This is a genomic window from Pectinatus haikarae, assembly GCF_050916305.1.
In the GTDB taxonomy this organism is placed as follows: domain Bacteria; phylum Bacillota; class Negativicutes; order Selenomonadales; family Selenomonadaceae; genus Pectinatus; species Pectinatus haikarae.
Map to the genome: position 1 here is coordinate 2,248,936 of NZ_CP116940.1, position 26,230 is coordinate 2,275,165.

29 protein-coding genes are annotated in these 26,230 nt (G+C 40.0%); 24 read left to right on the top strand and 5 right to left on the bottom strand.

The window, feature by feature from the left end:
• Window positions 1-12: 12 nt before the first annotated feature.
• Window positions 13-570 (top strand): elongation factor P, encoded by a 558-nt coding sequence (gene efp / locus NXG61_RS10900; RefSeq protein ID WP_196603897.1) that lies wholly within the window; start codon window positions 13-15, stop codon window positions 568-570.
• Window positions 571-870: 300 nt separating this feature from the next.
• Entirely contained in the window at window positions 871-1,941 is a 1,071-nt protein-coding gene (locus tag NXG61_RS10905; protein ID WP_196603896.1) for a branched-chain amino acid aminotransferase, read from the top strand.
• 101 nt (window positions 1,942-2,042) lie between these two features.
• Here the strand turns inward: NXG61_RS10905 and rpmA are convergent, their stop codons facing one another.
• The 3 genes from rpmA to rplU are packed head-to-tail and all read right to left on the bottom strand — an operon-like array spanning window position 2,043 to window position 2,961.
• The gene (gene rpmA, locus NXG61_RS10910; RefSeq protein ID WP_196603895.1) at window positions 2,043-2,324 is read right to left on the bottom strand and encodes a 50S ribosomal protein L27; all 282 of its coding nucleotides are present in this window, start codon (window positions 2,322-2,324) and stop codon (window positions 2,043-2,045) included.
• Window positions 2,325-2,329: 5 nt separating this feature from the next.
• Complete coding sequence (locus NXG61_RS10915) at window positions 2,330-2,650, bottom strand: ribosomal-processing cysteine protease Prp (protein ID WP_196603894.1); 321 nt, start codon at window positions 2,648-2,650, stop codon at window positions 2,330-2,332.
• Entirely contained in the window at window positions 2,650-2,961 is a 312-nt protein-coding gene (gene rplU, locus NXG61_RS10920; protein ID WP_307224724.1) for a 50S ribosomal protein L21, read from the bottom strand. The genes NXG61_RS10915 and rplU overlap by 1 nt, the downstream gene beginning before the upstream one ends.
• Window positions 2,962-3,367: 406 nt before the next feature.
• On the opposite strand from rplU, the gene NXG61_RS10925 reads away from it, so the two are divergent.
• The 11 genes from NXG61_RS10925 to NXG61_RS10975 all read left to right on the top strand — a co-directional run bounded on the left by NXG61_RS10925 (window position 3,368) and on the right by NXG61_RS10975 (window position 14,482).
• Entirely contained in the window at window positions 3,368-4,537 is a 1,170-nt protein-coding gene (locus NXG61_RS10925) for an iron-containing alcohol dehydrogenase (RefSeq protein WP_432748924.1), read from the top strand.
• 18 nt (window positions 4,538-4,555) lie between these two features.
• Complete coding sequence (locus NXG61_RS10930; protein ID WP_307224720.1) at window positions 4,556-5,194, top strand: flavodoxin; 639 nt, start codon at window positions 4,556-4,558, stop codon at window positions 5,192-5,194.
• 39 nt (window positions 5,195-5,233) lie between these two features.
• On the top strand, window positions 5,234-6,118 hold the full coding sequence (locus NXG61_RS10935; protein ID WP_307224719.1) for a carboxymuconolactone decarboxylase family protein: 885 nt from the start codon (window positions 5,234-5,236) through the stop codon (window positions 6,116-6,118).
• A 76-nt stretch (window positions 6,119-6,194) separates the two neighbouring features.
• On the top strand, window positions 6,195-7,103 hold the full coding sequence (locus tag NXG61_RS10940; protein WP_307224718.1) for an AraC family transcriptional regulator: 909 nt from the start codon (window positions 6,195-6,197) through the stop codon (window positions 7,101-7,103).
• 522 nt (window positions 7,104-7,625) lie between these two features.
• A complete protein-coding gene (locus NXG61_RS10945; RefSeq protein ID WP_307224716.1) occupies window positions 7,626-8,456 on the top strand; it encodes an oxidoreductase in 831 nt (276 codons plus the stop codon).
• A gap of 311 nt (window positions 8,457-8,767) precedes the next feature.
• Window positions 8,768-9,922, top strand: a complete 1,155-nt coding sequence (locus NXG61_RS10950; RefSeq protein WP_307224714.1) for an alpha/beta hydrolase — start codon at window positions 8,768-8,770, stop codon at window positions 9,920-9,922.
• A gap of 264 nt (window positions 9,923-10,186) precedes the next feature.
• Window positions 10,187-10,720: a (R)-mandelonitrile lyase gene (locus NXG61_RS10955; RefSeq protein ID WP_432748925.1), complete on the top strand. Its 534-nt coding sequence runs from the start codon at window positions 10,187-10,189 to the stop codon at window positions 10,718-10,720.
• A 15-nt stretch (window positions 10,721-10,735) separates the two neighbouring features.
• Window positions 10,736-11,716 carry an aldo/keto reductase gene (locus tag NXG61_RS10960; RefSeq protein WP_307224711.1) on the top strand — a complete coding sequence of 327 codons (981 nt, stop codon included), beginning with the start codon at window positions 10,736-10,738 and terminating at the stop codon, window positions 11,714-11,716.
• A 61-nt stretch (window positions 11,717-11,777) separates the two neighbouring features.
• Entirely contained in the window at window positions 11,778-12,851 is a 1,074-nt protein-coding gene (locus tag NXG61_RS10965) for an alpha/beta hydrolase (protein WP_307224710.1), read from the top strand.
• Between the two features lie 64 nt (window positions 12,852-12,915).
• Window positions 12,916-13,548: a flavodoxin family protein gene (locus NXG61_RS10970; protein ID WP_196603884.1), complete on the top strand. Its 633-nt coding sequence runs from the start codon at window positions 12,916-12,918 to the stop codon at window positions 13,546-13,548.
• Window positions 13,549-14,143: 595 nt separating this feature from the next.
• The gene (locus NXG61_RS10975; RefSeq protein WP_307224709.1) at window positions 14,144-14,482 is read left to right on the top strand and encodes an MFS transporter; all 339 of its coding nucleotides are present in this window, start codon (window positions 14,144-14,146) and stop codon (window positions 14,480-14,482) included.
• 2 nt (window positions 14,483-14,484) lie between these two features.
• Here the strand turns inward: NXG61_RS10975 and NXG61_RS10980 are convergent, their stop codons facing one another.
• Window positions 14,485-15,540, bottom strand: a complete 1,056-nt coding sequence (locus NXG61_RS10980; protein WP_432748913.1) for an IS30 family transposase — start codon at window positions 15,538-15,540, stop codon at window positions 14,485-14,487.
• A 16-nt stretch (window positions 15,541-15,556) separates the two neighbouring features.
• Between NXG61_RS10980 and NXG61_RS10985 the strand changes: the two genes are divergently transcribed.
• Entirely contained in the window at window positions 15,557-16,855 is a 1,299-nt protein-coding gene (locus tag NXG61_RS10985) for an MFS transporter (RefSeq protein WP_432748926.1), read from the top strand.
• Between the two features lie 73 nt (window positions 16,856-16,928).
• Here NXG61_RS10985 and NXG61_RS10990 read toward each other — a convergent pair whose 3' ends face one another.
• Window positions 16,929-17,261 carry a winged helix-turn-helix transcriptional regulator gene (locus tag NXG61_RS10990; protein WP_196603882.1) on the bottom strand — a complete coding sequence of 111 codons (333 nt, stop codon included), beginning with the start codon at window positions 17,259-17,261 and terminating at the stop codon, window positions 16,929-16,931.
• Window positions 17,262-17,382: 121 nt separating this feature from the next.
• Here NXG61_RS10990 and NXG61_RS10995 point away from each other — a divergent pair, with 121 nt between their 5' ends.
• The 10 genes from NXG61_RS10995 (at window position 17,383) to NXG61_RS11040 (ending at window position 25,899) form a co-directional block, all read left to right on the top strand.
• Window positions 17,383-18,027 carry a flavodoxin family protein gene (locus tag NXG61_RS10995; protein WP_307225224.1) on the top strand — a complete coding sequence of 215 codons (645 nt, stop codon included), beginning with the start codon at window positions 17,383-17,385 and terminating at the stop codon, window positions 18,025-18,027.
• A 93-nt stretch (window positions 18,028-18,120) separates the two neighbouring features.
• The gene (locus tag NXG61_RS11000; RefSeq protein WP_307225223.1) at window positions 18,121-18,912 is read left to right on the top strand and encodes an EFR1 family ferrodoxin; all 792 of its coding nucleotides are present in this window, start codon (window positions 18,121-18,123) and stop codon (window positions 18,910-18,912) included.
• Between the two features lie 456 nt (window positions 18,913-19,368).
• A complete protein-coding gene (gene nifH / locus NXG61_RS11005; RefSeq protein ID WP_196603879.1) occupies window positions 19,369-20,193 on the top strand; it encodes a nitrogenase iron protein in 825 nt (274 codons plus the stop codon).
• A gap of 33 nt (window positions 20,194-20,226) precedes the next feature.
• Window positions 20,227-21,792: a nitrogenase iron-iron protein, alpha chain gene (anfD, locus tag NXG61_RS11010; protein WP_196603878.1), complete on the top strand. Its 1,566-nt coding sequence runs from the start codon at window positions 20,227-20,229 to the stop codon at window positions 21,790-21,792.
• Window positions 21,793-21,824: 32 nt separating this feature from the next.
• Window positions 21,825-22,166 (top strand): Fe-only nitrogenase subunit delta, encoded by a 342-nt coding sequence (gene anfG, locus NXG61_RS11015; RefSeq protein ID WP_231038504.1) that lies wholly within the window; start codon window positions 21,825-21,827, stop codon window positions 22,164-22,166.
• A 131-nt stretch (window positions 22,167-22,297) separates the two neighbouring features.
• The gene (anfK, locus tag NXG61_RS11020) at window positions 22,298-23,686 is read left to right on the top strand and encodes a Fe-only nitrogenase subunit beta (protein ID WP_196603876.1); all 1,389 of its coding nucleotides are present in this window, start codon (window positions 22,298-22,300) and stop codon (window positions 23,684-23,686) included.
• Between the two features lie 49 nt (window positions 23,687-23,735).
• Complete coding sequence (locus NXG61_RS11025) at window positions 23,736-24,437, top strand: type 1 glutamine amidotransferase (RefSeq protein ID WP_196603875.1); 702 nt, start codon at window positions 23,736-23,738, stop codon at window positions 24,435-24,437.
• Between the two features lie 62 nt (window positions 24,438-24,499).
• Window positions 24,500-24,826, top strand: coding sequence for a P-II family nitrogen regulator (locus NXG61_RS11030; RefSeq protein WP_196603874.1), 327 nt, complete (start codon window positions 24,500-24,502; stop codon window positions 24,824-24,826).
• Between the two features lie 13 nt (window positions 24,827-24,839).
• On the top strand, window positions 24,840-25,244 hold the full coding sequence (locus NXG61_RS11035) for a P-II family nitrogen regulator (RefSeq protein ID WP_307225221.1): 405 nt from the start codon (window positions 24,840-24,842) through the stop codon (window positions 25,242-25,244).
• Between the two features lie 37 nt (window positions 25,245-25,281).
• Window positions 25,282-25,899: a Fe-only nitrogenase accessory AnfO family protein gene (locus NXG61_RS11040; RefSeq protein ID WP_307225220.1), complete on the top strand. Its 618-nt coding sequence runs from the start codon at window positions 25,282-25,284 to the stop codon at window positions 25,897-25,899.
• Window positions 25,900-26,230 lie beyond the last annotated feature (331 nt).

Here is a 26,230-nt window from a genome sequence, read left to right on the forward strand (position 1 = left end):
GGTTTATTTTTAATGATTTCAAGCAGTGATTTTCGTACAGGTCTTACACTGGAAATAGACAATGGTGTATGGCAGATTGTTGATTTTCAACACGTTAAACCGGGAAAAGGTGCGGCTTTTGTGCGTACAAAAATAAAGAATGTACAGACTGGGGCCGTGGTCGAACGTACATTTAATCCCAATGAAAAATTACCGGCAGCTCATCTTGAAACCAATCAGATGCAATTTTTATATGAAAGTGACGGAATGTATACTTTCATGGACAATGAAACATTTGAACAAACCGAACTCAGCAAGGAACAGCTTGGTGATGCTCTTAACTTTCTGAAAGAAAATATGGATATAAGTCTGCAGACTTTTAAAGGTAAAATAATCGGTATTTCTTTACCAAATTCTGTAGTGCTGGAAGTTGTTGAATGTGAACCCAGTGTAAAAGGTGATACCGCTACTGGCGCTACAAAAATGGCAAAAGTAGAAACAGGATATGAAGTGCGGGTACCGCTTTTTGTCAATGAAAATGATAAGCTGCGTATTGATACTCGCACCGGCAATTATATCGAACGTGCCTGACCGTGCATTATAAGAGACACTAAGACATTTAGTCATAGTGTCTTTTTGCTGTGCAGCTCTGCTATATACATCCTGAATGGATATCTGTATTGTTCATAAATACGGATTATTTGACGAATTGGCTGTTGGTGCATTTTCTTCGGGTAAAATGATATAAATATTCTGTTCAAATTAATGATTTTAAAGTTGTTTTATCAGTTTTGTTGATTGGCACAAATGTAACCTTGTAATTTTTTATCTTGCGTTTAAAAAACGAGGGGTGTATAATGTATTCATTCTACAATGATGGGAGATAATTATATGAGTACTGTTAAATTTATAAAAGCAGCTGCTTTAAAAGAAAAACCTGATGTATCAAAAATCGGTTTTGGTACGCATTTTACGGATCACATGTTTGAAATGACCTATACTGAAGGTATGGGATGGCATGATCCCCAGATTATACCATATGATAATATTTCTGTAAGTCCGGCTAATGCTACTATACATTACGGACAGGCTATTTTTGAAGGAATGAAAGCCTTCAGACAAGGAAATAAGGTAGTTGTTTTTCGTCCTCTGGATCACCTCAATCGATTGAATAATTCTGCACGTATACTTGATATTCCTCAGGTTGATGTAGATCTTGTACATAATGCTCTCAAACAGCTGATTACTATAGAAAAGGCCTGGGTACCGGATCAGCGCGGTCAAAGTCTTTATATACGTCCGTTTATTTATGCTGACGATGGTTTTTTAGGCGTAAGCGTCGGTAAATCGTATAAGCTGTATATCATATTGTCACCGGTAGCTGCTTATTATGCACACGGATTTGCGCCTGTGAAAATTATGGTTGAAGACACTTATGTGCGGGCGACCAAGGGCGGTCTTGGTGAAGCAAAAACTCCTGCCAATTATGCAGCAAGTCTGCATGCCGGTCTTGTTGCTCATCAGAAGGGTTATGATCAGACGCTCTGGCTTGATGGGGTAGAACGCAAGTATATAGAAGAAGTCGGTTCGATGAATATTCTTTTTAAGATAAAGGGCGAAATAGTAACTCCTGAGCTAGACGGCAGTATTTTAAGCGGCATCACACGCCGTACAGTTCTTCAGGTAGCAAAAGAATGGGGATATCCTACATCCGAACGCCGTATCTCTATAGATGAAATTAAAGCTGCTTATAAGGCCGGAACATTGGAAGAAGTCTTCGGTTCAGGTACAGCAGCGGTTATTTCTCCTGTGGGTGTTTTAAGTTATAAGGGCGAGGATATGATCATTAATGAAGGAAAAATTGGGCCTTTTGCTCAAAAGATGTTTGATTACGTGACCGGATTGCAATGTGGTGCGGAAAAAGATATTCATAATTTTACTGAACTTATAACAGAGATTTAAAAGGATATAATATATTTATAAAAAACAGTTGCCGTTTGCGCGGCAACTGTTTTTTTGCTGAATAAATAAAAAAGGCAGGAAAACTTCCCTGCCTTTTTTATTTATTCAGCTGCATACACACTAATTTGTCTTTTATAACGACCATTGCGTTCAAAAGCAACTTTACCGTTGATTTTAGCAAATAAGGTATCGTCTCTGCCAATCCCCACATTTTGACCGGGATGAAAATGAGTGCCCCTCTGACGGACTAAAATACTTCCTGCCGTAACCAAGGTACCTGCCTGTTCTTTTACACCAAGGCGCTGTGCTGCACTGTCACGTCCGTTACGGGTACTGCTGACCCCTTTTTTATGAGCGAAAAGCTGTAAATCAAAATTAAACATCTAATTCACCCCCTGCTGTTTAAAATAGTGACGTTTTTAGGATTACCATTTTTTATTTCCCTGAATCCCAGTAAAGCAACTGAAAATACAGCTTCAGTGAGCTCTGTCGGTGGATCCTGCAAAATAAGATTTAAATGTCCCGATTTAACGTTAAAATCAATTTTTGCCTGTACATGTTCCAATAAACTTAAAATAACTGATTGAGCAAGAGCGGAAACAGCCGCACAGACAATATCCCTGCCATGGGAAGCAAATTCGGCATGTCCGGTTATCAGCAGCCCCGTAGTTTTATGATCAGCATTGCGCAAAACAGTTATCTTAATCATTATGCTTCGATTTTTTCGATAGTCAGTTTAGTATACGGCTGACGATGTCCCTGACGACGGCGATAATTTGATTTTGCTTTATATTTGAAAATCAAAATTTTCTTTGCCTTATCTTGTTTTTCTACTTTTGCAGTAATTTTGGCTCCAGAAACTATAGGAGTACCAATTTTTACATCTGTATCATTGACCACTGTCAGAACTTCGTCAAAAGTTACAGTGTCTCCTTCCGCAGCCTCAAGTTTTTCTACTATAACAGTATCACCTTCAGCCACACGGTACTGTTTCCCGCCTGTTTTAAAGATAGCGTACATATTTAATTTACACCTGCCTCATTATATACTCGCCAGTTGTGGTTAGCAAACGCTATTTGACCTCACTGAGCGGTTGTTAAGTATGCCTGAAAGACAAACTCATACCAGAAAAGTTTATCATAAAAAGCATGTAGATGTCAATATTAAATATTTACAGTGATGTGTAAATTTATGGGGCTGTCAAACTGATTTATCACTGATAAATATATTCAATAAAAAATAAAGTGGATGTCTTTTGCCCATTAGCATGAATACTTTTCGGTTTTGTAATAATATTAGGCAATATTGATATAATTGGGCAATGATTTGAGATAAATGATATATCGTTTACTTCTTTATTTGCGAGATAATATGAGTAAAGTTTTGAAATTTAATGAAAAACAAGATAAGGGAGTTGTTTGAAACTATGAGTTTCACGATGTATGTACCTACAAAAATCTTATTTGGTGCCGGAATGCTCAACGAACTTCATAAACAGAAGTTACCTGGCAAGAAAGCGCTCATTGTTATTTCCAATGGAAAATCAACAAGAAGCAACGGTTATTTAACGCGGACCGAAGAGCAGCTTCGTCTGGCTGGTGTGAAATCAGATGTGTTTGATAAGATACAGCCGAATCCGTTAAAGGCGACAGTCATGGAAGGTGCGGCTTTTGCAAAGAAAAATAACTGTGATTTCGTAGTAGCCCTTGGCGGTGGCAGTTGTATTGATTCAGCCAAGGCAATTGCTATCATGGCAGTGAATGACGGTGATCTTTGGGATTATGTTGCCAGCGGCACCGGCAAGAAAAAACCAATTATCAATGAACCTTTGCCAATTATTGCAATCAGTACAACGGCGGGAACCGGCTCAGAAGCTGATGCAGGCTGCGTAGTTACCAACCCGGACACAAATGAAAAAGTCGGTATTAAGACGCCTGCGCTTTTTCCAAAGATTTGCATTGAGGATCCAGAACTCATGAAAAGTGTCTCGGCAGCATTTACAGCTTATCAAGGATTCGATGCATTAAGCCACAGCCTCGAAGGTTATGTTTCAAAATTTGCAAATCTGATGAGTGATATGTATGCGATTACTGCAATTGAAAATGTCGGACGTTATTTATCACGTGCTGTCAAAGACGGCAGCGATATGAAAGCCAGAGAACATGTGGCATTTGGAAATATTCTGTCTGGTACGGTTATGTGCGTCGGCACAACTTCGAGCCAGCACTCCTTAGAGCATGCTTTATCAGCTTATCACGAAAACTTACCGCACGGAGCAGGTCTTATCATGTTAAGCCGCGCTTATTTTACAAATATCATCGAACACCATGTATGCGACGATCGTTTCATCCGCATGGCTAAAGCTATGGGGATGGAAAATACCAAAGCACCTATGGATTTCATCACAATGCTTGAAAGACTCTTGCAAGAGTGCGGTGCAGCAGATCTGAAAATGAGCGATTATGGCATTACGCCAGATGAATTTCCGAAGATGGCGGAAAATGCTATGGGGCCGATGGGCGGACTCTTCGCCTGTGATCGTGTACAACTGGCAAAAGAAGACTGTATCGCAATCTACAAAAAATCTTATAAATAACGGAAAAAGGAGATCAAAATGAAGAAGCTGTTTATTATGGCCGTGTCCAGTTGTATGCTTCTTTTGTTAGCTGGCTGCGGCAGTAATAATGCTGCAAATTCATCTTCTCTGCAACAGAAGATGACATCAACCGTGACAGATAAGAATGATTCAGCGAATGCAAAAACTTCGGAAGATAAATCAATGAATACTAATGGTAAAAAAATTCTTGTAACCTATTTTTCTCAGACAGGAAATACGCGAAGAGCAGCTGAACAAATCCATAATCTTGTTGGCGGAGACATTGTGGAAATTAAGACGGTAACGCCTTATCCGACAGGTTATAATGAATGCGTTGAGGTTGCAAAACAGGAAAAGGAAACGAATGCCAGACCGGTATTATCAACAAAAATCGATAATATGGACAGTTATGATGTGATTTTTGTCGGGTATCCCATTTGGTGGCATACGGCCCCGATGGCCATTTATACCTTTCTGCAATCCTATAATTTTTCCGGTAAGACGGTTATTCCATTTTGCACGAGTGCCAGCAGTGAATTTTCGGAAAGTATGCCGGCGATACAGAGTCTTTGTCCCAATTCCACAATACTTGAAGGTGTTAGAGCTAATGAGCCTAAAGAAGTTGAGGCATGGCTGGCTAAAATAGGCATGCGTTAATTGTAAAATTACTTAATAATATTGCAGGAGTTGATTTTTATGAAAGACTATAAAATTTTAAAGAGATTTTTACGCATAGCGGCCATCAGCCTGAGTACCTTGACTTTCATTGGAACAGCCGCTGCTGCTGCGGAACCGACTGATAATAACATGGAAGAGCCACCGATAGCAATAGACAGGGTCCAGGCTGGTGATGAAAAATATCAACGACTTTTTGGTAATACTAAAGTTCCTGAGGAAACGACCGATCCAGATTTTGCGAATACTATGAAACGTTTTATTTATGGTGAAGTCGAACAACAAGGCAATCTCACAGATAAACAACGTGAGCTTATTACACTCGTAGTACTGGAAACCACTCAGAATACAACCCTTTTCAAGATGCATGTTGGCGGTGCGCTCCGTATCGGTATAACGCCTGTCGAAATTAAAGAGGCCGTCTATCAGTCAGCGCCGTATGTCGGTTTTCCCAAGGCGCTTGATGCTCTTCATATCGTAAATGCTGTTTTAAAAGCGCAGAGAATTAAGCTGCCTCTTGAAAGCCAGACAACGGTAACAGAAGAAGATCGTTTTGAGAAAGGTCTTGCAGTTCAAAAGAAAATTTATGGCGATTATATTGATAAAATGCGTGCTGCTGCTCCGGAAGATCAAAAGCATATTCAGGATTATCTTTCTGCCTTCTGTTTTGGCGACACCTACACGCGGAATGGACTTGACCTCCGTATGCGTGAGCTTTTGACTTTTGCCATTATTGCCTCCTTAGGCGGCTGTGAAAGCCAGCTCAAAGGACATATTCAGGGCAATATAAATGTTGGCAACGACAAGAAAACGATTATCTCCGCCGCTACTCAATGTATGCCATACATCGGTTTCCCGCGCACGCTTAATGCGCTGCGCTGTATAAATGAAGTATTACCCGAGTGAGAATAAATAGGTTTTACATGATGGGGAATAATATTATAATAAAGCTGGAAGAAATGCAGACACAGGAGGGAGATTTATGCCTGAACAAATAAATAAATATCAGTCTGAGCTTGCCAGACTCATTGAACGCTACGTTGTCCAAGACGGTGCCTATGAGACTGCCGTTCCATCGCTGTTCTTTTTTCGGCAGTCGTCGGTAAATGAACCAAGGCATATATTTCATCAACCTTCCTTATGCATTATCTTTCAAGGAGGAAAAGAAATTTGTCTTGCCGCAGAACGATTTAGATATGGTCCGGCTGACTATCTTATTTCATCTGTCGGTTTGCCGGTTACTGGACAAGTCACCGAAGCATCGCCAAATGTTCCGTATTTATCGCTCAAGCTAGAATTTACACCTAATCAAATCGTCGAAATTATAAATGCTTCCGAAGCAAAAACTCGTCTTAAGGAAGATAACAAACATGCTATGTATGTTTGCCGTATTGAAGCGCCTTTGTTGGATGCGGTAGCCAGATTAGCCCGTTTAGTAGACACTCCTGAGGATATTCCGGTACTTGCACCACTCTTTACAAAAGAGATTTTTTATCGAGTTCTGCAGGGAGCGCATGGAAATATATTAAAGCAATTTGCCATAGAGGGAAGCTATGCTTATCAAGTAAGAAAAATTGTCAAGCAAATTACGCAGAATTATGATCAGACGCTTCGAATTGAAGAACTGGCTAAAATAGCAAATATGAGTGTACCTACACTTCACAGACATTTTAAAGAGATCACGGCAATGAGTCCTATTCAGTTTCAAAAACAACTGAGGCTGCAGGAAGCACGGCAACTCTTATTGTCGGAGACAATAGATGCCGCTGATGCAGCGTTTCGGGTAGGATATGAAAGTCCGTCGCAATTCAGTCGTGAATATTCCCGTATGTTTGGCCTCCCGCCAAAGGAAGAGATAAAACGTCTACGAGAAAAATATGCTCAATTATAATCTCCAAAAAACTAATTATGCTTGAAAAAAGGCATAGTAATTGTAAAAATCTCATGAATTCATTTTATATGCAGTAAAGTTCCTGCTAATTTAATGTAGTTGTTTAATCAATAGCTAATCCTACATTTATTTGAGTGGGGACTTTTTTGACTAAAGTTAGAAATATTGGTTGCATCAGCTAAACCAGCAGTTTGTTTAGAAAATATGAGAGGATTAGGTTATTTTTTGATAATAATGGTATAACGATCCATTTTTATTTACTTTATAATTAAAAATGTAGTGGTTTATAAGTAACTGCGAAACAAGCTATAAAGAAAAAATGTGGTGATGCTAAGGACGGAATTGATCCAGTTTTAAATGCGTATTTGAACAGCGTTTGATAAAAAATATCATTTTGTCGAACAGAAAATAAACTGTCTTCAGCATTCGGAGCGGGAACCTAAATTGTAAATTTTCACTCAGCAAGTTGAATATCGGCAAGAGAACGCACATCTTATTAACAATATTAGGAGGTTTTTTATTATGTCTACTTGGTTGATTACCGGTTGTTCGAGCGGCCTTGGCCGAAATCTTGCTCAGGCTGTGTTGAAACACGGAGATAATGTAGTCGTAACAGCAAGGGATCTTTTTGCAATTCAAGAGATTGTCAGTACTTTCCCCGATACGGCACTGGCTCTTCAGTTGGACGTGACAAATCACAAGCAGATTGCGCAAGTGATAAGGCAAGGTGAATCTCGGTTTGGTGGAATTGATGTTCTTGTCAATAATGCAGGACATGGTTATCGCGCCGCAGTGGAAGAAGGAGAAGCTGATGAAGTGGAGGAACTTTTTGCTACAAATTTTTTTGGCCCTGTAGCACTGATGAAAGCGGTACTGCCCGGCATGAGAATGAGACATAAAGGTACTATCGTGAATATCTCCTCTATAGCCGCCCGCACTACTGAACCCGGGTCTGGTTACTATGCAGCAACAAAGTGTGCCCTTGAAGGATTATCAAGAGGTCTTCAGAAAGAGTGTGCCTCCCTTGGTATATCGGTAATAATAGTTGAACCAGGCGCATTCAGAACTGATTTCGCCGGGCGTTCTCTGCGACAGTCGCGGACAGCCATGAACGATTATGCCGCCACTGCCGGACTTCGTCGAATTGGCAATGACGTTACCAACGGGCATCAGATTGGCGATCCTGAGAAAGGCGCAGAATTAATTATTAAGGCTGTTGGTTCATTAGAGCCACCTGAGTTATTAGTATTGGGAAGCGATGCCGTCAAGGTGGTCAGCGATGCTCTCAGCACAGATCTCGCGCAGGTAGAAGCGTGGAAAAAGAATAGTATTATTACAGATTACTCCGATTAAACGAAACTTTTATGATGGGATAATTTATGAACTATTTCATAAAATTGTGCTTTGTTTAGAATAGAATGGTGTTAATTTTTGCAATATTATAGATATGGATTGGCAAACGGCAGTTATTTAATAATGAAGAAGAAATGTCAATATGAACAGTCAGGGGGAAAATGCGACTTGGTTATTCGGGAAATCAATCTTGATAATATTAGGCAATAATACGAGATAATCGTTATATCCTTGAGTGATGATTTTACTGCATAATAATAACATGATAAACAGCCTTATATTTATGTCTAAATATTTGAGGAGGAGTTTTTATGAACCTTAAATTGAAACTAAGTCTGGCAGTGCTGGCATTAGGGTTGCTGAGTATTGGGGATGGCGGACAGATCAGTGCACAGTCAGCGGAGAGAGGCAGTCATCCTGTTGTGGCAATGCAAGAAAGAACTTTTCAGGAAGTAGATCCAAGCACATTTAAAAGTCCAAATGAAAATCCGTTTGGTCTGGTTTATCGGGGAGCAATTACTCAGAATATCTCAGGACAGGTGAATATTCATCCAATCACTTATGATTTGAACGGCATAAAGATTTCGGCTAATGTGTATACACCAGCAGGCTATGATAAGGCAGGCAGTAAAAAATATCCGGCACTTGTTGTCGCACATCCTAATGGAGGAGTTAAGGAACAAGTTGCGGGCTTATATGCACAGCGTATGGCCGAAAATGGTTACATCACAATTGCTGCAGATGCCTCTTTTCAGGGGGCAAGCGGTGGGTTTCCGCGTAATGTTGATAAACCTTTCTATCGGGTTGAAGACATTCATGGTATGGCAGATGTGATCTCTTCTTACCCGGGAGTTGATGCGGAGCGCATAGGCGCATTAGGAATATGCGGTGGCGGCGGTTACACGTTGAAGGCGGTGCAAACGGACAAACGTTTTAAAGCGGTTGCAACGCTCAGTATGTTTAATTCGGGCATCGTCCGCCGCAATGGATTCATGGATTCGCAGAAAGATACCACTCAAGAACGTTTACAGCAGGCCTCAGCGGCCAGAGCTCAGGAAGTTGCCGGCGGTGAAGTACAATATACGCCGGACATGCTGGACAAGAATCTGAGTGAGGAACAGCTTGCCAAAATGCCTGATTTGTATCGTGAAGGCTATGAATATTACGGTAAAACACACGCATATCCGAATTCCACGTTTCGCTATACAGTAAGCAGCAATCTTGATTTATTCACGTTTGATGCAGCTAATAATATGGATCTGATCAACCAGCCCTTGCTGATGATGGCAGGCAGCAGAGCAGATACTCTTTATATGACGAAACAGTGTTTTGCCGCGGCAACTGGTACAAAGGACAAGGAATTATTCCTGATAGAGGGAGCAACTCATATTCAGACATATTGGGTGCCCAAATATGTTGAGCAAGCTGTTGATAAACTAACTGTATTCTACGGAAAACATTTATGATCATATCTGCTAATATGCAGCTGTTGGAAAAATGTCGATGGCATCGTGAAATCTTCTTGATTTAAGGAAAAATTTCAATTACAAAAATAAAAGTATATAGACGCAGCATAGAAATATAACAACAATATGGAAATGCTGCGTTTTATTATGCAGCATATGCCTCTAATAAAATTTTTTATATATTTATTGGTAATTTTATCTAAAATTAGTCAAATATAACAAATTGTGTATTAACTTGATTATTTTAAGGAAGAAGAGGACAATGTGCAAAATTTGATAAAAATCTTAGGGATTTTTTTAGTAGTAATGATGAGTATGAAATATGGAATTGTAAATGCATCCAATACTATAGATATAAGTGAGCAGCATATCCTTGTGTATCATCATGCAAATTTAAAAAGCTATAAAGCTCCGGCATCCTATTTTTCAGGAAGAGCCATTGTGACGCGTGTTTTTGATAAAAATGAGATGGCCAAATTTTCAGGAGGAGCAGTCACTTTTGAGCCAGGTGCAAGGACATATTGGCATATACACCCAGCAGGACAATTGTTGATTGTTCAATCGGGAACGGCGCTGGCACAGGAATGGGGAAGGAAAACGATTGTCCTTCATGCGGGGGATATGCTCTGGTGTCCTCCGAATGTTAAGCATTGGCATGGTGCGGATATGAATGGTGAGATGGTGCAAATTGCACTGACCGGAGATAAAGAGGGGAAAGCTGTTACTTGGCTTGAAGAAGTCAGTGATGCAACATATAGACAGGCAGTTCTTGATGAAGAAAATAATCAAGCTTTGTGAGGGGAGCAAGGGAATATGAAAAAAAGAAGGCTTGGAGATTTAGAGGTATCAGCTATAGGATTAGGCTGCATGGGATTTTCCCATGCTTATGGTACTGCGGTTGAGAAAAAGGAAGCTGTACAGAAAATAAGAGCAGCTTATGATCTGGGCTATAATTTTTTTGATACGGCAGAATGCTATATCGGACAAAATCTAGATGGCAGTATTTCTTATAATGAAGAAATCGTCGGCAGGGCATTGGCTGATATACGCAGTCAAGTTGTTATTGCAACAAAATTCGGTGTAAGGCACCAGGGGGACACATTGCTGGCAGACAGCAGTCCGGCAACGATTCGCAAATCGGTAGACAGCAGCTTAAAGCGTCTGGGCGTGGAGTATATCGATCTTTGTTATCAGCATCGTATTGATCCAAAGACGGAACCCGAAGAAGTTGCCGCCGTTATGGCAGAGCTGATTAAGGACGGGAAAATCCGTTATTGGGGAATTTCTGAGGCAAATGAAGAATATTTACGGCGTGCATATGCAGTATGCCCGGTCACGGCTATAGAAAATCGTTATTCGATGATGGCTCGATGGTATGAAGCACTGTTCTTGACGCTGGAGGAATTGAATATTGGTTTTGTTGCTTTTTCGCCGATGGCAAATGGTTTTTTGACGGGGAAGTATACGAAGAATTCTAAGTTTGCTAAAGGAGATTTTCGCAGTGAAATGCCGCAGTATACAGAAGAAGGTATGGCAGCCGGAGCTGAATTGATGAAAATCGTATCGAAACTGGCAGCTGAAAAAGGCGCGACAGACGCACAGATATCGTTAGCATGGATGATGAATAAAAAACCTTGGATTGTGCCTATTCCGGGCAGCCGTAAAATCGAGCGTATGAAAGAAAATGCTGAATCGGCAGATATTATGCTGACCATTTCCGAAATTGAGCATATTGATCAGGCATTGTCAAAAATGGAGCTGCCAGTGTTTGGTGGGCATCATATTGAAAAATAAATTATCATTATCGGAAATAGCCATATACAGAAAAAAATAGCATGAGAGAGGATGAACAAGAATGGTACGAGCAGACAAAATTATCCTGGCTGCATCAATTTGCATGAGTCTGTTGACCACTTCGGCAATGGCGATGAGTAAGCCGGTAACAATTGAGGATCAGGGCAGCTTTATGGCGGGCGGTACGGTAGTGACATCCCCGGGAACTTATGATGGTACAAAGCCGATGAGCCATGATGGTGAAACTTTGCATGGGGACCATGCATATGTATTTTATCAGAAGCCGGTGAAAGCACACAAAAACAGTATGGTATTTCTGCATGGCTATGGACAATCATCAAAGACCTGGGAAAGTACACCGGACGGCCGGGATGGCTTCCAGAATATATTCTTGGAAAAGGGATATAAAACCTATCTGGTCGATGAACCACGTCGCGGCAAAGCAGGACGATCTACTGTTCCCACAACGATTTCTGCACAGCCGGATGATCAGCTTTGGTTCAATACCTTTCGTATCGGCCAGTGGCCCAATTATTATGAGAATGCAGCCGTACCCAAGGATAAAGAATCGCTGGATCAGTTCTTCCGTGAGATGACGCCGGATACAGGCAGCTTCAATGAACAGGTAGTTGCCGATGCAATGGCAGCTGTATTTGAAAAGTCTGGGGATGGTGTGCTGGTCACGCATTCTGCTGGCGGTGGACCGGGTTGGGCGACTGCCATGAGAACCGCTAAGGTTCGTGGTATCATCGCGTTAGAGCCAGGAACATTCCCATTTCCGCAAGGAGAAGTACCAGCAACGGAAGCGACCAGCAGCCCATTCCCGGCTTCGGGTGAAGCTGTGCCAATGGACGAATTTATGAAACTCACGAAAATACCGATTGTTGTATATTTTGGTGATAATATTCCAACTGAGCCAACAGAGAACTGGGGACAGGATAACTGGCGTGTACGCCTGAAGCTTGCGAAAAAGTGGGAAGCTGTGATGAAAAAATATGGCGGTGATGTGACCGTCGTTTCTTTACCGGATATCGGAATCAAAGGAAATACGCATTTTATGATGGCAGATCTTAATAATGAACAGGTTGCAGATGCTATGGAAAAATGGATGAAGAAGAAAGGTTTGGCTGAATAATCTTTGGCTAAATTTTGCAAAAACAAGAAATCTAAATGAAACAATGAAAACTTGGAGGAAAAAAATGAAAGTTTTACTGGTGAATGGAAGTCCGCATGAAAAAGGATGTACGTATACTGCACTTTCTGAGGTCGCAAAAACCTTACAGGAAGAGAATGTTGGGACAGACTTCTTCTGGATTCGCAATAAAGCACTTAATGGCTGCCTGGGATGCCATAAATGTGTGCAACTGCATAAATGCGTATTTGATGACCGGGTGAATGAATTGCTGGAGATTGCCGGAAAATATGATGGATTTATCTTTGGCTCCCCTGTGCATTGGGCTGCAGCAGGTGGAGCTGTTACGTCTTTCCTGGATCGTGTTTTTTACGCAGATTTCTGTGGTGGACGGAATTCCTTTTACCTGAAACCGGCAGCTGCAGTCATTTCTGCCCGCAGGGCCGGGACGACAGCGACCTATGATCAGCTGAATAAATACTTTGGTTTGATGCAGATGCCTATCGTGTCTTCTCGCTATTGGAATATGGTGCATGGTGCGAAACCAGAAGATGTCCAGCAGGATATTGAAGGTTTGCAGGTTATGCGTATCCTGGGACGAAATATGGCGTTTTTCCTGAAATGCAAGGAAGTTGGATTGAAAAATGGGGTTGCATTGCCTGAACAGGAAGAAACTACCTTCACGAATTTTATTCGTTGACTGGCTCAGCAGTTGGAAGGAGAGCTGACCAATGTATGATGGGGTAGCAGAATATAGTCGGGGACTTACCAAACTGATTGATAGGCACGCTGAGATTATAAATTGATGCAATGTCATATTATGCAGAAATATTTAATTTCCAGAACTGGTAACTATAGTTCCTGTATTGCAGCGGGGATTATTATGGGAAAAGGCATGCCGGACGATAACTCATCTTATTTGAGTAGTTAGGTATAAGGAGAGAGGCTGAAGAACTAATCAACAGCCTCTTTTTTTATTTTGGGAATATATTTATCGCAATCTTGTACCCAAATTGAATAAAAAGATTGACATGGAGTTCACTCCATGTAGTAAAGTTATTTTGTCAGAAATGAATATAAAAAACTATTTGATTAATAAGGAGCCGGTAAAATGAATTTTACTAAAACTATGTCTTATTCTTTGCAGCTCAGGGCGGTTGTGAATAACAGCTTACTTCGCATATCAAGGCGAATAATCGTATTTATAATGATTTAGCAGTTTCCGTAATGCTTTTATTCAATGACTCGATAAGAAATTTGCATACCATAAAGCCGCAGAGTTATAGGAGATTTTTATGAATAAACAAAGACTTTTTATTGTAACAATGGGGCTTTTATTGTCGAATGCTATGGCAGGTTTGGATGGAACAATAATTAATACGGCTTTGCCATCAATCATAAGTGATTTACACGGAATTCAATATATTGGCTGGATTGTTGCAGTTTTTTTGTTAGGAATGGCAGTCGTTACACCTCTATGGAGTAAATTCGGCGAACGTATAGGGAATAAAAGAGCCTATCAGATAGCTACGATATTATTTATTTTTGGGTCAATATTTCAAGCATTATCCAGTAATATTATTTTTTTCGTAAATTGCAATAGCAAATTGAACACTTTGGTAAAATGCCGATGATCTCAGGCAATATAAAGTTTATCGAGAAAAGCGTCGAACAATTCTTCCGGTGTCTGGTAGGCAAGTCGCTTGCGCGGACGGCTATTCAATTCATCGGCAAAGTGTAATATATCTTCATAAGTATATTTCTCAATCGAAACGCCCTTTGGAATATATTGACGCAAGAAGCCGTTGTGCCGTTCATTTACTGGTCGCTCCCAAGAGGAGTAAGGATGTGCATAATAAACACTGGAACCCCAGGCTTCAATCTTGGAAAATTCCTCGAATTCAGAGCCATTATCGGTTGTAATGGTTTTGAAAACAGAACTGAAACGCTCACCATATTCAGCGTGTAGTTCTTTCATCGCAGCCATGACAGACTCACTGTTTTTACCAGGAATGCGAATAGCCAGGTAATTGTTTGTAACACGCTCAATCAGAGTTAAAACAGCAGCTTCTCTGACTTTTTTTCTGCCAATCACCGTGTCAGCTTCCCAATGGCCGAATTCCGTGCGTAAATCTACGATGTCAGGACGTTCGTCAATGCTGCGACCTTTCAGACGTTTATGCTTTCGGGTTCCTTTTTTGTTTTGCTTTCGCTTTAGAATTTCAGGCAGCTCGAACAGCGATAGCGGCAAATTACCAGCAGCCATTTCGTTATATAGGGTCTTCGTGCATACCATTTCTTTATCAGCAAAGAGCTGGTGCAGGCGCGCATGACCGACGCAAGCGTCTAACGACCACTTTTTTGCCCTGACTTGCGCAACCACCCACTTAACAAAATCTGAGCAATGTGTGATATAATGCGGCCTTTTGCACTTCATTCGATTCATTTCATATACTGCAAGACCTCGTTTGGCGCTGTACTCCGGTGCACGTCCTCTATGGCTTTTGCGCAGCGGTGTACCGCGGCGCAATTCATACATGATAGTACTTGGCGAACAGTTGATTTCTCGGGCGATTGCCCGCAGAGAGTATCCTTGCTTGTTTAGTTGCTGGATCGCTCCGCGTTCTTCCCGTCCCAAGTGCTGACCACGTTTTCGTTCAGGGAATACTGTGATATAATTATGGCAGTCCATAGTGATTGTCTCCTCTTTGGTTAATGGTGCTGTGAGAACTCCATTTTACCATTTAAAGGAAAGTCACTGTGGACTTTTTGCAACTGTTCATTTTCATTTTACAATCAACCAATATATTTTTTTCTTAATTGCAAGGGCTATTATGGGAATTGGTGCAGGAGGAATGAATACATTACCATTTATTATTTATGCAGATTTGTATACAAATCTAAGAAAAAGAAGTGAAGTCATAGGATATGCTACTGCAAGCTTTAGCGCAGCTTCTATCATCGGTCCGTTAATTGGTGGTTGGATTGTAGATGTTTTCAGTTGGCATTGGGTATTTTATATTAATGTTCCTATTGCAATGTTTTCAATTTTGAGTGTTCAATTTTTTTTCAAAGAGCCCATACGAAATGCTGCAGGTAAGAAAATAGACTATTTAGGTGCTTGTCTGCTTATATCTTCTTTGGTTTTAATTTTAACAGGCATCCAAATGATAGGGACAGCTTCACTGGTGCTTATTGTCAGCTTTATGATGGTTGGTTTGATTTTATTGGCATTATTATTACAAGTTGAAAAAAAAGCGGCCGATCCCATAATTCCTAACAGGCTTTTTAAAAATATTCCTTTGGTAGTGGACTTTTTTTTATTTGCTCTTTTGTGGGGGGCATTTATTGCGTTCAATATTTATATACCAATGTGGGCTCAAAGTCTCTTGGGCCTTAGTGCCTTGATAGGAGGTATGACCCAGATTCCTGGTTCTATTACAAATTTTATGGGTTCTGTGATTGGCGCCAGAATACAAGCACAGGTGGGAAAATATCGCATGGTTACTTTGGGAACTTTGGCGTTTTTATTTTCTTTTTTTTGTGTGGCAGCGGCACCTATTAACACATCTTTTGGATTTTTATTGCTAATGGGGGCCTTTGAGGGTCTCGGATTAGGTTTATGTTTTAATATTTTGCAAATTAGCGTACAGGAAGATGCCGAGAAAAGAGATATTCCAATTGCAACCTCATTTGCATATTTATTGCGTATTTTAAGTCAAGCATTCATGTCCTCTATCTATGGAGTAGTTTTAAATAATGCTTTAATGAAGGGGGTTGAAGAGTCTCGTGGGGAAATTTCTATTGATATGCTGAATAAGCTGGGAAATTCACAAAGTATGACAGATTTACCGGGAACTTTACTATATGAAATGAGAATAATCATGTATAGTGGTTTGCACAATATTATGTTGATTGCATTGTTTTTATTGATCATAGCCTTAATTTTTAATATTGGAATACAGAAAAAAATGAAAAAAAACGGGTTTAAACATTTCGGTCAGTAAAATTTAAACATTTGAATATCATGCTTTCATTAAGGGGACGGGTGGTGCTGAAACAATTGTCTCCATTACTTGATTATATTTCAATGTTTTTATGCTCATTTCCCCATTTTGCTACTTTTTCCAATATCGGGATCAACGATATTCCTTCTTCGGTCAGGGAATATTCTACTTTAGGCGGTACTTCATTATATTGCTCTCTATGTATTAAACTATTTGTTTCCAGATATTTCAATTGAGCGCTTAATGTTTTATGTGTGATAGGGTTCAAGTTTTTTTTCAATTGATTATATCTTATTATTTTTAATTTGTATATTTCCCATAAAATAATCCAGTTCCACTTTCCGCCTATCAGGGATATTGTATATCGCATGCCGCAATCCCCGTATTTATTTTCAAATATATTCATAAATAAACCTCCAATACTTACTTTTGAGTGAGTATATACCTAAAAAGTGCATACTTACTTTTTTATAAGAATAATATATAATTTATAACATAGATTTTTATAATATTCAATGGAGGTAGAAATGAATATATTAGCTATCAATGCAAGTCCGAGAAAAAATGGAAATACTGCGGCTCTTTTAGACAAATCTTTGGAAGGCGCTGCTTCATGTGGTGCAAAAACGCAGCTTATCAATCTTTATGAACTTAAATACAAGGGCTGCTTGAGTTGTTTTGCCTGCAAACTAAAGGATGGAAAAAGCTATGGAAAATGTGTGGTGAAGGATGACTTGGCAAATGTGCTTGAAGCGGCTGCCGCAGCGGATGCAATTGTGCTTGGCTCTCCAATCTATTTACATTCACCCACAAGTGCTGCGAGAGCATTCTTGGAAAGATGGGTTTTTCCTTATCTGGTATATGATAAAGATCATTCAAGCCTTTTTCCGAGAAAAATTCCAGTAGCGCTGATCTATACAATGAATGTGACTTCTGAACAATTTAAAGTGGAGTATGAACCTGAACTAAAATCAATTCCTATCTATATAGAAAAAATATTTGGTTCATGTGAAACGCTGGTGGTCAATGACACATATCAATTTGATAATTATTCAAAATATGTTGCAACTTTATTTGATGAGAAGAAGAAAAGAATGGTCAGGGACACACAATTTCCCAAAGATTGCCAACAGGCGTTCGACATGGGGGTAAAGCTTGCCAGAAGAACTTGAATTTTATTCCAGATCTGCTGTGGAAAAGTAATATGCAGGATATTTATATAATAAAATAATAACAAGGGATTTTTATGGGAGGAGAAAGCGGCAATGGCAGTAAACACTACTATTTATTATTTCAGCGGCACAGGAAATTCTTTAAAAATTGCCGAAGATCTGAGTACAAACATGCGTGATTCTAAAATAGTACGCGTTGCCTATAATACGCTGCATATAACTGCTGATGAAGACTCGGCGAAAATAGGTTTTGTGTTCCCTGTATATTTCAGAGGCTTACCGCGCATGCTGGAAGGTTTTATAAAAAAACTGAAAGTTAACAGCAATGCTTATTTTTTTGCAGTAGCCAATTTTGGAAGCAGTGCGGCCTTGAGTTTCCAGCAGATTGACGGGATTCTTAAAGAGAAGGGAGCAAGGCTGAACGCAAATTTTAGTGTCTTTATGCCGGGTAATATGTGGTTTATGTATTATCCTCACCCAGAAAAAGATTTTTCTGAAAGAATTGAAGAGGAGCCTGGCAAATGTAAAATTATCGCCGGTAAGATCAATTGTAAATCAGAAAATCCACTGCCTATATTGGAAAAGTTAGAAGAAGACAAAAAAATGTACAACGCATTTATACCAAGTACTGTCAGTAATAATTTTTGGGTGAATGAAAAATGTACAGGATGTGCTGTTTGTTCAAAGGTATGTCCGGCAAAAAATGTGTATTTCATAGATGGCAGGCCGGTATGGAAAAAAAATTGTGAACAGTGTTTAGCCTGCCTGCATTGGTGTCCGGTGGGAGCAATAGAATATAAACAGGATTCTATTGGGAGAAAAAGGTATCATAATCCATTAATCCATTCCAGAAAAATGTTTGTTGATTCTTTGAAGAAAAAATAAGTTAAATGAGGGTTGTTTTATATAAATATTTTACAAGCAGGTCTGCTGTCTAGCAGCTATACTAATAGTCTACGTAATTATTTTGAAAATTCTGTCTTATATACAAACACAGATAAAAATTTAATATATTTATATTGACTTCATAAAAAAAATATGTTAAAGTGAATCATGCTTATAAATTAAAGAGCAAAGGTGCTTTCGATATTGCCGTTTGGTAATATGAAAGTGCCTTTTTTTTTACAAGGGAGGGAAATAAAATAGGGCAAATATTTTTGCCTATAGAAAAAGCTCTATGAATACTGCAATATTCATAGAGCATGGGTAATCGCCTATTCAACTGGTAAGAAGATTATTTGATATGCCCGTTTTTAAGTATAACAAATGAATTTAAACTTTTCAAGCCGAATAGGTGGATTTTTATAAGTGACATTATAAATTTGAGAGGGGCAGTTTGGAATGAGAAAGATTGCAATTTATGGAAAAGGCGGCATTGGCAAATCAACCACGCAGCAAAATACAGCAGGAGCTATGGCCCATTTTTTCGATAAGAAGGTATTTATACATGGCTGCGACCCTAAGGCAGATTCTACACGCATGATACTGGGCGGGATGAATCAGAAAACATTGATGGATATGCTGCGTGATGATGGTGAAGAAAAAATCACAGTTGACCGCGTTGTAAAGGAAGGATACGGTGGCATCCGCTGTGTTGAATCCGGCGGTCCTGAACCGGGAGTTGGCTGTGCAGGACGCGGAGTTATAACTGCTATCGATCTGATGGAAAAAAATGGAGCTTATACTGATGATCTTGATTTCGTGTTTTTTGATGTATTAGGAGATGTTGTTTGCGGCGGTTTTGCCATGCCTATACGTGAAGGTAAAGCACAAGAGGTATATATTGTCGCTTCAGGCGAAATGATGGCCATTTATGCGGCCAATAATATTTGCAAAGGGTTGCTTAAATATGCTAAACAAAGCGGAGTCCGCTTGGGCGGTATAATTTGCAACAGCCGCAATGTAGATAGAGAAAAAGAATTTTTAGAAGAATTTACTTCGGCCATAGGGACTAAAATGATACACTTTGTGCCCCGTGATAATGTTGTTCAGAAAGCAGAATTCAATAAAAAGACCGTTGTAGAATATGATGCTGAGTGCAATCAGGCCAATGAATATAGAACCTTAGCTCAAAAAATCATAGACAATAAGGATTTTGTTATACCGCATCCCTTAAAAATGGATGACCTGGAAGCTATGGTAGTAAAATACGGAATATCTGATTGACACGGTTTATCACTGATACAGGGAGGAATAGAAATGCCATATCATGAGTTTGAATGCAGCAAATGCATACCGGAAAGAATAAAGCACGCCGTAGATAAAGGAAAAGATGAAAATTTATCTGATGCGCTGCCATTGGGATATCTTAATACTATTCCTGGTACATTGTCCGAACGCGGATGTGCTTATTGTGGTGCTAAACATGTTATAGGTACGCCGATGAAAGATGTTATTCACCTCAGCCACGGGCCTATAGGCTGCACCTATGATACGTGGCAGACCAAAAGGTATATAAGTGATAATGATAATTTTCAGATAAAATATACTTTTGCCTCCGATATGAAAGAAAAGCATATAGTTTTTGGTGCGGAAAAGGTATTAAAAAATAATATTCTTGAAGCATTCAAAGCCTTTCCAAAAATAAAGCGGATGACTATTTATCAGACCTGCGCTTCTGCATTGATCGGAGATGATATCAAGGCAATCTCTCAGGAAGTAATGGATGAAATGCCGGATGTAGATATCTTTGTATGTAATTCTCCTGGATTTGCCGGACCAAGTCAGTCAGGAGGCCATCATAAAATCAATATTGCATGGGTGAATGACAAAGTAGGTCAGGTAGAGCCTACAATTACAAGCGATTTTGTAATTAATTATGTAGGAGAATACAATATTCAGGGTGATCAGCAGATTATGCAGGATTACTTTAAAAGAATGGGTATACAGATTCTCTCAACATTTACGGGAAACGGCTCCTATGATGATTTGAGGGCTATGCATAGAGCAAAGCTCAATGTACTGGAATGTGCCCGGTCCGCAGAGTATATCTGCGATGAACTGCGTAAACGCTATGGTATTCCGCGTATGGATATTGACGGTTTTGGCTTTAAGTCATTGTCAGGCTCTTTGCGTAAAATTGGCTTATTCTTTGGTATTGAGGACAGAGCTGAGGCCATTATAGAAGAAGAAACAAAACGCTGGAAACCCGAACTTGATTGGTATGCGGCAAGACTTAAGGGTAAAAAGATATGCTTGTGGCCGGGTGGGTCAAAACTCTGGCATTGGGCTCATGTCATTCATGAAGAAATGGGATTGGAAGTAGTATCCGTATATACCAAATTCGGACATCAGGGTGACATGGAAAAAGGTGTTTCCCGGTGCGAAGTCGGTGCTTTGGCAATTGATGATCCAAACGAACTTGAATGTATTGAAGCAATGTATAAGTTAAAGCCGGATGTTATAGTCACAGGGAAACGTCCGGGGGAAGTAGCAAAAAAAATACGGGTTCCCTATGTCAATGTCCATGCTTATAACAACGGACCGTATAAAGGTTTTGAAGGTTGGGTGCGACTTGCCAGAGATCTTTATAACGCAATATATTCACCTATTCATCAATTGGCATTTGTTGATATAAGCAAGGATGAAATAGAAACAGATAAAGGCTTTATGACACGGCAAATGTTTTCCGATACGCAGTTGGATGAATCTATTGTGAATTCCAAAGAAATGCATGAATATACGGGAGAATTCGACAGCCTGAAACGACTGCGCGACAGAGAATATCCACAATATCCGATGAAGGGAAAACAGGCGGCAGTCTAAATTATACAAAGGAGTTGCAGATTACCGTGGAAATGACTATAGAAGCCGGAAAAGATACGCTGATGAATTATATTATGAAAAATTGCCTCTGGCAGTTTAATTCCCGCGGGTGGGATAGAAAATCACAAAACGAAAATATTATCGGCAAAGCTACGCAGATACTCTGCAAAGAAGAAACCAGCAGAGAAACTTTAGCGGATCGCTGTTACTGGGCTGAAGCACAGGAATTGGTAAACGAATGGCAATGCTTTCCCTGGCTGCAGAAAATGAATGACAATGATATAAAAGCCATGATGGGCAAGCTGAAAGAGACACTCGATTACCAGCTGATTACAAATTCGCTTAATGAAGAGCTGAAAAATCCTAATTATTAAAAATCATTTTGCCTGATGGATTGTCCACTCCTGTCCGCAATGATTGGAAATGGCAGACAGGAACGGACATATCCCGTATTGGCTGTGTTAAATTTGCATACGTATGTTCAAAGAAAAAGGGGGGCGCAGCAATGCCTTGTGAATTAAAGGAAAAAGAGCGCACAGGTGTAATAAATCCTATATTCACCTGTCAGCCGGCAGGCGCGCAATATGCCAGTATTGGTATAAAGGATTGTATCGGGATCGTGCATGGTGGACAAGGGTGTGTAATGTTCGTGCGGTTGTGGTTCTCCCAGCATTATAAGGAAAGCTTTGAGCTGGCATCTTCCTCTCTGCATGAAGATGCAGCTGTTTTCGGAGGCGTTCATCGTGTAGAAGAGGCAGTCGACGTTCTCTTGATGCGTTATCCGGATGTTAAGATAGTGCCCATAATAACCACCTGCTCAACAGAAGTAATCGGTGACGATGTTGATGGTGTAGTCACGAAACTTAATGAAGGACTGTTGAAAGAAAAGTATGCCGGCCGTGAAGTGCATCTTATTCCTATTCATACGCCAAGCTTTAAAGGCAGTCATGTGACAGGCTATGATGTAGCAGTGGAAGAAATCATAAAACATTTCGCCAAGAAAGATAAAGCAGCAAAAAAGCTGAATCTGCTGACTGGCTGGCAGAATCCGGGCGATGTACGCACCTTGAAGCATTTGCTGACGGAAATGGATGTAGAAGCTAACGTGATTTTTGATATTGAGGAATTTGACGCACCCCTCATGCCTGACGGCAATCATGTGGCACATGGCAGCACAACTATGGAAGACTTGGAAAATACGGGCAGCGCAATAGGCACGATAGCACTTAATCGTTATGAAGTGGGTAAAGCGGCACAATATCTTGAAAATGAGTTTGATATTCCTACGGTAATAGGACCGTCTCCTATCGGTATACGCAACACTGATACTTTTTTGGAAAATGTCAAAAAACTTACAGGCAAATCCATCCCGGCATCGCTTGTAAAGGAACGCGGCATTGCAATTGATGCGATTACTGATGTGGCACATATGTTTTTGGCGGATAAGCGTGTGGCTATCTATGGTCATCCGGATCTTGTTATAGGTCTTGCAGAATTCTGCCTGGATTTAGAAATGAAACCTGTTCTGCTGCTTTTGGGGGATGACAATACCAAATATGGTGAAGATTCCCGTATTAAAGCGCTGCAGGAAAATGTCGATTACGATATGGAAATTGTTACCAATGCCGATTTATGGGATTTGGGAGATCGCTTGCAGAATAAAGGGTTGAAGCTTGATCTTATTTTAGGTCATTCCAAGGGAAGATTCATCGCAATGGATAATAAAGTTCCGTTGGTGAGAGTCGGTTTCCCCGTATTTGACAGGGCCGGATATCACAGAGAAGCTACAGTAGGATATGAAGGCGCCATGCTTCTGGCTGAAAAAATGGCTAATGTATGGTTTACGGATATGGAATATACCCAAAATAAGGAATGGCTTCTCAATATGTGGTAATACCTGTCCAGTAAGTAAATGTATGCATTTTGCCGAGAGGAAAACATTAATGAGACTGCATTATATTCAGCATGTTCCTTTTGAACATCCGGGAATTATTTTGGATTGGGCGCAGGAACATGGTTACCCGCTGAGCAACACGCAAATATATCAGGAGGATGCTTTTCCTGCTCAGAAAGATTTTGATTGGCTGATTGTCATGGGCGGTCCGATGAATATTTACGAAGAAGATAAATATCCTTGGCTGAAAAAAGAAAAGGAATTTATTCTGCAAAGTATAAACAGCGGTAAAATAGTCATTGGAATATGTCTGGGGGCTCAGTTGGCAGCTGATGTTTTGGGCGGTAAAGTAACAAAAAACGAGCAGAAAGAAATTGGCTGGCTGCCCGTGACATTCAATGAAAATATAAAAAAAGAATCGGTATTCTCTGATTTTCCCGAAGAGATGACTGTATTTCAGTGGCATGGTGATACATTCAGCCAATTGCCGCCCAATGCCTATAGCATTGCTCAGAGTAAAGGCTGCAAACAGCAGGCTTTTGTCTATGGCGGGACAGTTTATGCCTTTCAATTTCATCTGGAGATCGGCGAAAATACCATAAAAGATTTGTTGCATCATTGCTCTGACGAAATGACTGTCGGTGATTACGTTCAAACGTCCGAATATATTTTGAATAACATTCCTATGCTTGAACCGATTCAAAAATATATGAAAAAATTTTTGGATAATTTGTCCGAAAGCAGAGTTTAAGAGTATAAAGTGACAGTAAATAATCGCTGCATGATCAAGCCATTTTGAAAGGAAGTGTCATTATGTTAATGATTAAGGCATTTGTCCGGCCGGAAAAGAAAGAGCTATTATTGGAAGAACTTTCGAAAGCAGGTTTCCATTCCGTAACTGTTGTCGATGTTGTTGGGCGCGGTAAACAGCAGGGGATAAAATTTGGTGAACGCATTTATGATGAAATACCAAAATGTATGCTGATGCTGGGTGTAGAAGATACCGCCAGAGAAGCTGTTGTCGGTATTATAATCAAGTATGCGAAAAGTGACAATGGCGGAGCTTTCGGCGACGGAAAGATTTTTATCAGCCGTTTAGAACAGGTTTATACTGTTTCCAGCGGAAAACCAGGCTTATGACGGAGGCACTGTGATGAAAGAAATAATAGCTGCCATTCGCATAGAAAAAATAGGTCCTACTAAAAAGGCTTTATTGGAGATAGGTATACCAGGTTTCACTGCTTTCAAGGCAGTAGGCAGAGGCAAGCGGGTGACAGATGAGACGCTGCTCGCGAAAAGGAAAATGTCTATAGCCAAGGTTGATCCTGCCGATAATAAATCAGAATTGCTGATGACAGAATTTATCAATGGAGCCAGGACATTTCCCTGCAGAGTGGTGATTGTTTTGGTGTCTGATGCTGATGCTGATAAAGTAGTACAGGCAATAATAAAAGTAAACCGCACAAACTACGGCATAGGTGACGGGAAAATTTTTATCATGCCTCTTGAAGAATCAATACGCATCCGTACAGAAGAAACCGGTGTTGCTGCTTTGTAGATATTTGACCGATTTTCATAAGGAATGGTGAATTATTGTGAGAATAGCAGCTTTGGTGGATAATGACGGCAGAACCATTGCTATGAATGAATCGGGTAACCTTATCTTGTATGAACAGGATAAACACGCAGCATGGCATGAAATAGAAAAATGTGAATATTCTTTGATAGATATCACTGATGCAGCACAGATAAGAAAAATTTTACGAAAATATATCAGCACTATCACAGATTGTCATATCCTGCTCGCAAAAGACGGAAAGGCCATATACCGTATGATATTCGAAGATGCAGGTTACCATCTTTGGCGTCTCGAAGGTATCGCAGAAAAAGTGCTTTGGCAGGTCGCAGAATTGGAGCATGCCGGCGGCATGAAAAAAACTGCCCAAAAACCACAGACGGCGGCAGACTATCATCCTGTATCAAAGGGAAGAGGTCATTATTTTATAGATATTTGTGAAGTAATGTCAAATCATAATATTCATTCCAGCGATGTGCTTATTCCTTTTTTGGAAAAGAGAAATTTTGAAGTGCTTGAAATTAACTGCACTCATATACCGCGCTGGTTTGAGAATGTACTTGAACCGCTGGAGCTGAAGCTGCGATCGCAGTATACGGACTCGGGCCTAATGAAAGTTTTTGTATCCAAGAAATGATTTTACTAACATATTTTGGTTCAAATGCATATTTGAAGTGAGGTCTCCCCCACACTTCCGCTGCATTGACATAAGCAATAGCTGAACGAAAAGGCTCTGCCACCGGCAGAGTCTTTTCGTTCAGCTATTGCTGTGAAATGATTCAAGTTCATTAATATAGATGCAGAACATTTTTACAAAAGAAAATAGTTATACTATGCATGCAAAAAATTTTTTTTATTCCATCATGAGTGTATATTTTTATACAATTTAAAAATTTCACTAGCTTATAATAATTTTTTTATATAAAAAACAGTAAGATTATATTGTCTAGGGGGTAGAAAAAACATTG

Bases quoted from the DNA above. Each gene is read 5' to 3' on its own strand.
- NXG61_RS11025 (WP_196603875.1), top strand. From the start codon at position 23,736: ATGAGACTGCATTATATTCAGCATGTTCCTTTTGAACATCCGGGAATT.
- rplU (WP_307224724.1), bottom strand. From the start codon at position 2,961: ATGTACGCTATCTTTAAAACAGGCGGGAAACAGTACCGTGTGGCTGAA.
- NXG61_RS10970 (WP_196603884.1), top strand. From the start codon at position 12,916: ATGAAAGTTTTACTGGTGAATGGAAGTCCGCATGAAAAAGGATGTACG.
- NXG61_RS11000 (WP_307225223.1), top strand. From the start codon at position 18,121: ATGGCAGTAAACACTACTATTTATTATTTCAGCGGCACAGGAAATTCT.
- NXG61_RS10925 (WP_432748924.1), top strand. From the start codon at position 3,368: ATGAGTTTCACGATGTATGTACCTACAAAAATCTTATTTGGTGCCGGA.
- NXG61_RS10960 (WP_307224711.1), top strand. From the start codon at position 10,736: ATGAAAAAAAGAAGGCTTGGAGATTTAGAGGTATCAGCTATAGGATTA.
- efp (WP_196603897.1), top strand. From the start codon at position 13: ATGATTTCAAGCAGTGATTTTCGTACAGGTCTTACACTGGAAATAGAC.
- anfK (WP_196603876.1), top strand. From the start codon at position 22,298: ATGCCTTGTGAATTAAAGGAAAAAGAGCGCACAGGTGTAATAAATCCT.
- nifH (WP_196603879.1), top strand. From the start codon at position 19,369: ATGAGAAAGATTGCAATTTATGGAAAAGGCGGCATTGGCAAATCAACC.
- NXG61_RS10940 (WP_307224718.1), top strand. From the start codon at position 6,195: ATGCCTGAACAAATAAATAAATATCAGTCTGAGCTTGCCAGACTCATT.
- NXG61_RS11035 (WP_307225221.1), top strand. From the start codon at position 24,840: ATGAAAGAAATAATAGCTGCCATTCGCATAGAAAAAATAGGTCCTACT.
- NXG61_RS10975 (WP_307224709.1), top strand. From the start codon at position 14,144: ATGAATAAACAAAGACTTTTTATTGTAACAATGGGGCTTTTATTGTCG.
- NXG61_RS10915 (WP_196603894.1), bottom strand. From the start codon at position 2,650: ATGATTAAGATAACTGTTTTGCGCAATGCTGATCATAAAACTACGGGG.
- NXG61_RS10905 (WP_196603896.1), top strand. From the start codon at position 871: ATGAGTACTGTTAAATTTATAAAAGCAGCTGCTTTAAAAGAAAAACCT.
- NXG61_RS10950 (WP_307224714.1), top strand. From the start codon at position 8,768: ATGAACCTTAAATTGAAACTAAGTCTGGCAGTGCTGGCATTAGGGTTG.
- anfD (WP_196603878.1), top strand. From the start codon at position 20,227: ATGCCATATCATGAGTTTGAATGCAGCAAATGCATACCGGAAAGAATA.
- NXG61_RS10965 (WP_307224710.1), top strand. From the start codon at position 11,778: ATGGTACGAGCAGACAAAATTATCCTGGCTGCATCAATTTGCATGAGT.
- anfG (WP_231038504.1), top strand. From the start codon at position 21,825: ATGACTATAGAAGCCGGAAAAGATACGCTGATGAATTATATTATGAAA.
- NXG61_RS10945 (WP_307224716.1), top strand. From the start codon at position 7,626: ATGTCTACTTGGTTGATTACCGGTTGTTCGAGCGGCCTTGGCCGAAAT.
- NXG61_RS10995 (WP_307225224.1), top strand. From the start codon at position 17,383: ATGAATATATTAGCTATCAATGCAAGTCCGAGAAAAAATGGAAATACT.
- NXG61_RS10980 (WP_432748913.1), bottom strand. From the start codon at position 15,540: ATGGACTGCCATAATTATATCACAGTATTCCCTGAACGAAAACGTGGT.
- NXG61_RS11030 (WP_196603874.1), top strand. From the start codon at position 24,500: ATGTTAATGATTAAGGCATTTGTCCGGCCGGAAAAGAAAGAGCTATTA.
- NXG61_RS10930 (WP_307224720.1), top strand. From the start codon at position 4,556: ATGAAGAAGCTGTTTATTATGGCCGTGTCCAGTTGTATGCTTCTTTTG.
- NXG61_RS10990 (WP_196603882.1), bottom strand. From the start codon at position 17,261: ATGAATATATTTGAAAATAAATACGGGGATTGCGGCATGCGATATACA.
- NXG61_RS10935 (WP_307224719.1), top strand. From the start codon at position 5,234: ATGAAAGACTATAAAATTTTAAAGAGATTTTTACGCATAGCGGCCATC.
- rpmA (WP_196603895.1), bottom strand. From the start codon at position 2,324: ATGTTTAATTTTGATTTACAGCTTTTCGCTCATAAAAAAGGGGTCAGC.